Source organism: Luteibacter sp. P4_E6 (assembly GCF_056401535.1).
In genome coordinates this window covers 1-5,390 of the sequence record NZ_JBFUJE010000267.1, presented here as the reverse complement: position 1 = coordinate 5,390, position 5,390 = coordinate 1, and the positions used below count along the sequence as shown (strand labels likewise).

Genomic DNA, 5,390 nt, shown 5'->3' with positions numbered 1-5,390 from the left:
GACCCCTATCGTGCTGCACGGCGCTGGTCCGCAGCTCGATGAGGAACTGTCGGCCGCCGGCATCGTGAAGAAGACGGTCGATGGTCTGCGCGTGACGTCGCCGGAAGCTCTGGCCATTGTCCGCCGCGTCTTCCAGGCGCAGAACCTGCGCCTTGTCGAGGCGCTGCAGGAAGTCGATACGCGTGCCACGTCGGTGCCCTCGGGCGTGTTCGCGGCCGACTTCCTCGACCAGGACGTGTTCGGCCTGGTCGGCAAGGTACGCGAGATCAACCTCGCACCGATCGAAGCCAGCCTGCGTGCGGGATCCATTCCGGTCATCGCCAGCCTTGGCGAGACGGACTCGGGGCAGATCCTCAACATCAATGCCGACTTCGCCGCGAACGAGCTCGTGCGCGTCCTGCAGCCGTACAAGATCGTCTTCCTAACGGGCACGGGCGGCCTGCTCGACGGCGATGGCAAGGTCATCGATTCGATCAACCTGTCGACCGAGTACGACCAGCTGCTCAAGCAGCCCTGGCTGCATTCGGGTATGCGCCTGAAGATCGAGCAGATCAAGGATCTTCTCGACGACCTGCCGCTGACCACGTCGGTGTCGATCACCCGGCCCGCCGAGCTGGCCAAGGAACTCTTCACGCACAAGGGATCGGGCACGCTGGTGCGGCGCGGCGAGCGCGTGTTGCGTTACGACTCGTGGGAGGGCGTGGACAAGGAGCGCCTTCGTGAGCTGATCGAATCCAGTTTCGGACGCCCGGTCGTGCCTGATTATTTCGAGCGCACGAACCTGTATCGCCTCTACGTCTCCGAGAACTATCGCGCGGCGATGGTGCTCACCGAGGACGAAGGCTTCGCGTATCTGGACAAGTTTGCCGTGCTCGACGAAGCGCAGGGCGAAGGTCTCGGCCGTGCGGTCTGGCAGGTCATGCGCGACGAGAACCCCAAGTTGTTCTGGCGCTCACGCCACGGCAACGCGATCAATCACTTCTACTACGCGGAGTCGGACGGCTGCTTCAAGCAGTCGCGCTGGAAGGTGTTCTGGTACGGCCTGGACAACTTCGCGGATATCGAACGCTGTGTGGCGCATTGCGCCACGCGCATCCCCACCTTGCAGGACTGACCGGTCATGGCAAACAAGACCATCGGCATCGTCGGCGCGCGTGGCCATACGGGCGCCGAGCTGATCAAGCTCATTGCGAACCACCCGCAGCTCGAGCTCGCCTTCGTTTCCTCGCGCGAGCTGGACGGGCAGCGCCTGGCCGATCACAGCGATGCCTACCGCGGTGAACTCACCTATACGAATCTTGACCCGGAGGCGGTGGCCGCGCAGGCCGTCGACGTGGTGATCCTCGCCTTGCCAAATGGCAAGGCGGCGCCGTACGTCGAGGCCATCGACAAGGCCGCCGGCTCCACGGTGATTGTCGACCTCTCGGCGGACTATCGTTTCGACGAGCGCTGGTACTACGGCCTGCCCGAGCTCTACCGTGACCGCTGGCGCGGCGAGAAGCGCATCAGCAACCCAGGTTGCTATGCGACGGCGATCCAGGTCTCGATCGCCCCTATCAAGGACTTGCTTGCGGCGCCGCCGGTATCGTTCGGTGTTTCCGGGTACTCGGGTGCCGGCACGACGCCGTCTGACCGCAACGACCCGGAAAAGCTGCGTGACAACCTCATGCCGTACGCCCTCACCGGGCACATGCACGAGAAGGAAGCGAGCCGCCATCTCGGTCTGCCGGTTGAGTTCATGCCGCACGTCGCACCGCATTTCCGCGGCCTCACGGTCACGACCAACCTGTATCTGGCGAAGCCGGCCAAGCGGGAGGAGATTGTCCTTCGCTTCGAAGCACGCTTCGACAAAGACAAGCTGATCCATATCGTCGATGAGGCGCCGTGGGTGAGCCAGGTGGCGCATAAGCACCACCTGGATATCGGTGGCTTCACCCTGTCGGCCGATGGCCGTCGCGTGGTCGTCGTCGCGACACTGGATAACCTGCTCAAGGGCGCCGCCTCCCAGGCGATGCAGAACGTCAATCGTGCGCTCGGCTTCGACGAGCTCACCGCCATCCCGCTCTGAGCGAAAGGACCTTACGATGACCCAGCCGCTCTGGCAGAAATCCGACACGCAGGTGGACGCGCGCATCATGCGTTTCCTCGCCGGCAACGATGTGGTGCTCGATCGCGAGTTCTTCCTGCACGACATCACCGCGAGTAAGGCGCATGTCGAAGGCCTTGCCAATATCGGTGTGGTCTCCGGTGACGAGCGCGATGCACTGCTTCGCGAGCTCGATGTGCTGGCCGCTGACTTCTCGGCCGGCCTGTTCGTGCTCGACGATCGCTTCGAAGACGGGCACTCCGCTATCGAGGCCCGCCTTACCGAGCGCCTCGGCGACGCCGGTCGGCGTGTGCATACCGGCCGTAGCCGCAACGACCAGATCCTTGTTGCCACGCGGTTGTGGCTGAAGGAGAAGCTGTCGACGCTGGAGACATTGTGTCGGCAGATCGCCGACGTGTGCCTGCAGCGGGCCGCCGGTGATTCCGTGCCGATGCCTGGCTATACGCATATCCAGCGTGCCGTGGTCTCGTCGACGGGCATGTGGTTCGCCGCGTTTGCCGAGGCTTTCATCGACAACACGCTGCGCGCCCGCCAGGCGCTCGAGCTGATCGATGCCAATCCACTGGGCACGGCAGCCGGCTATGGTGTCAACGTGGCCCTTGATCGTGCACACACCACGGCAGCGCTCGGCTTCGGTCGTATGCAGGTCTCGCCGATCTATGCCCAGCTCTCGCGCGGCAAGTTCGAGATGGCTGCACTCGATGCCGTCGGTACGGCACTGCTCGACACGCGCCGCCTGGCCTGGGACCTCTCGTTGTTCACCACGGCTGAGTTCGATTTCGTGAGCCTGCCGGGCGAGTACACCACCGGTTCGTCGATCATGCCGAACAAGCGCAATCCGGATGTGGTCGAACTCTTGCGTGCAAGCTACGCCAGCGTGGCGGCCGCGCGCACCGAGATCGAGCAGCTGCTCTCCTTGCCCTCGGGCTATCAGCGCGATCTGCAGTTCTCCAAGGGTTCGCTGTTCCACGGCTTCTCCATGGGCCTTGGCGCGCTCGAGCTCCTTCCCGACCTTCTGGCGCGTTTCAGCTGGAAGGCAGAGAAGATGCGCGCTGCGATCGAGCCGGCGATGTACGCGACGGACGTCGCCATCGAGGCGGCCGTGGCAGGTGTGCCGTTCCGCGATGCCTACCGTGCGGCAGCGGAGACGGCCGCCTCGTCAGGCGAAGGGCGGACACCCGAATCGAGCCTGGCCGCGCGCACCTCGCCGGGCGCCGGTAACGACCTTATGCTGGATACGCTGCGTGCGAGACTGGCAGCCCTTGCGGGCTGATGGTTGCCAGTCCTTGCGGGCTGATGGTTGCCAGCCCTGACGGGCTGATCGCCGATGATCCGGCTCCCACACAGAGCGCACCCCGCTCCACGTAGGAGCCGATTCATCGGCGAAGCTCTTCAAGCTCTCTGTGGGAGCCGCTTCAGCGGCGAATGGAATTACCTCAACACCAGGGAAAAACCATGCCCCAAGCATTCGCCCCACAAACGCTTCCCCGATGGCACCGCGCCGTGCTCAAGGTAGGCAGCAGCCTCCTCACCACCCCCGAGGGCGGCCTCACCGGCCGCCACGCCGAAGCCCTCGCGACCTTCGTCGCCCGCAGCCGCAGCGCCGGCCGTGAAGTCGTCATCGTCTCCTCCGGCGCGGTAGCGGCTGGGCGTGGCCTCGCCACGCCCGAGCGCGGCGCTGGGCTGACCGGCCGGCAAGCCCTCGCCGCTCTCGGCCAGACCCGCCTCATTGCCCTCTGGCAGACGTTCTTCGACGCACCGGTCGCCCAGGTCCTGCTCACCCACGACGACCTGCGCAATCGCCGCCGTTACCTCAATGCGCGCACGACGCTGCGCGAGTTGCTCGCCCTCGGCGCCATTCCCGTCATCAACGAGAACGATACGGTCGCGGTCGACGAGCTCAAGCTGGGCGACAACGACAACCTCGCCGCCATCGTGGCAGCCCTCGTCGATGCGGACGTGCTTTTCATTGCCTCCGACGTCGCAGGCTTGTACACGGCGAACCCCCGTACCGATTCGCTTGCACAGCCCATCGACGATGTCGCGGAAGTTACCGAGCAACACTTGGCCAGCGCGGGCGGCGCCGGTAGCGCGGCGGGCACCGGCGGCATGCGAACGAAGCTCGAAGCGGCAGGGAAGGCCGCAGCGGCCGGCATCGAGACCCTCCTTTTCGACGGCCGTGATGCGGCATGCATAGAGCAGTTGGCGGACGGGATCCTCACCGGCACGCGCCTGCGCGCGCCGAGGACACCACTGGCGGCCCGCAAGTACTGGCTGCGCCACGCGCCGCCGACAGGCAAGATCACGGTCGATGCCGGCGCCGGCGAGGCCTTGCGCTCCCGTGGCGCCTCGTTGCTCCCTGGTGGAGTGGTCGCGGCCGAAGGCGACTTCGCCCGCGGTGACGTGATTGATATCGCCGATGAACATGCGCCCTTCGCACGTGGCATCGCGCAGTACTCGGCCGCCGACGTGCGCCGCATCGCGCGGCGTCACACCCGCGATATCGAAACGACGCTCGGTTATAGCTACGGTGAGAACGTCGTCCACCGCGACGATCTCGTCGCCCTGACGCATTGACCGAGGCCCCGATGACTTCTTCCCTGCGTGACAAGGCGCTGGCCTGCCGGGACGCCGCGGCGGCAATCGCCGGCCTCGATACCGAGGCCAAGCGAAGCCTCCTTCATGCCATGGCGAGTGCACTTGCCGCGGACGTAAGTGTCGTGCTCGACGCCAACGCGAGGGACATGGACGCTGCCCGCGCGAATGGCACCAGTGACGCCATGCTCGATCGCCTGCGTCTGGATGCCTCGCGCATCGCCGGCATCGTCGCTGCGATCCGCGAGGTGGCGACCCTGCCGGATCCCGTTGGCATCACGACGCGACGCGAGACGCGCCCCAACGGCATCGTCGTTGAGCGTGTGCGCATTCCGCTCGGCGTGATCGCGATGATCTATGAGGCACGGCCGAACGTCACCGCCGATGCCGCCGCGCTGTGCCTGATGGCGGGCAACGCGGTGATCCTGCGCGGGGGTTCCGATGCCATGCAATCCAATGTCGCGATTGCGGCCGCGCTACGACGTGCGCTCAAGGCGAGCGGAGTGCCCGAGGCCGCCCTCACCCTGATCGACGATCCCCGCCGCGAAACGATGGTCGAACTGCTTCAGCTCACCGACATCGTCGATCTCGCGATTCCGCGAGGTGGCGAAGGCCTGATCCGATTTGTCGCGGAGCATGCGCGTGTGCCCGTGATCAAACATTACAAGGGCGTGTGCCACCTTTACGT

5 protein-coding genes are annotated in these 5,390 nt (G+C 65.5%); all 5 read left to right on the top strand.

Features of this window, described 5'->3' with window-relative positions:
* On the top strand, positions 1-1,114 hold a 1,114-nt coding region (locus AC1DT2_RS15020; RefSeq protein WP_477297171.1), incomplete at its 5' end, for an acetylglutamate kinase.
* Positions 1,115-1,120: 6 nt separating this feature from the next.
* Entirely contained in the window at positions 1,121-2,068 is a 948-nt protein-coding gene (argC, locus tag AC1DT2_RS15015) for an N-acetyl-gamma-glutamyl-phosphate reductase (RefSeq protein WP_063570829.1), read from the top strand.
* Between the two features lie 16 nt (positions 2,069-2,084).
* On the top strand, positions 2,085-3,380 hold the full coding sequence (locus AC1DT2_RS15010; protein WP_063570830.1) for an argininosuccinate lyase: 1,296 nt from the start codon (positions 2,085-2,087) through the stop codon (positions 3,378-3,380).
* Between the two features lie 182 nt (positions 3,381-3,562).
* Positions 3,563-4,684 carry a glutamate 5-kinase gene (gene proB / locus AC1DT2_RS15005; protein ID WP_477297170.1) on the top strand — a complete coding sequence of 374 codons (1,122 nt, stop codon included), beginning with the start codon at positions 3,563-3,565 and terminating at the stop codon, positions 4,682-4,684.
* Between the two features lie 11 nt (positions 4,685-4,695).
* Positions 4,696-5,390: glutamate-5-semialdehyde dehydrogenase (locus AC1DT2_RS15000; RefSeq protein WP_477297169.1), on the top strand; the 695-nt coding region annotated here is incomplete at its 3' end.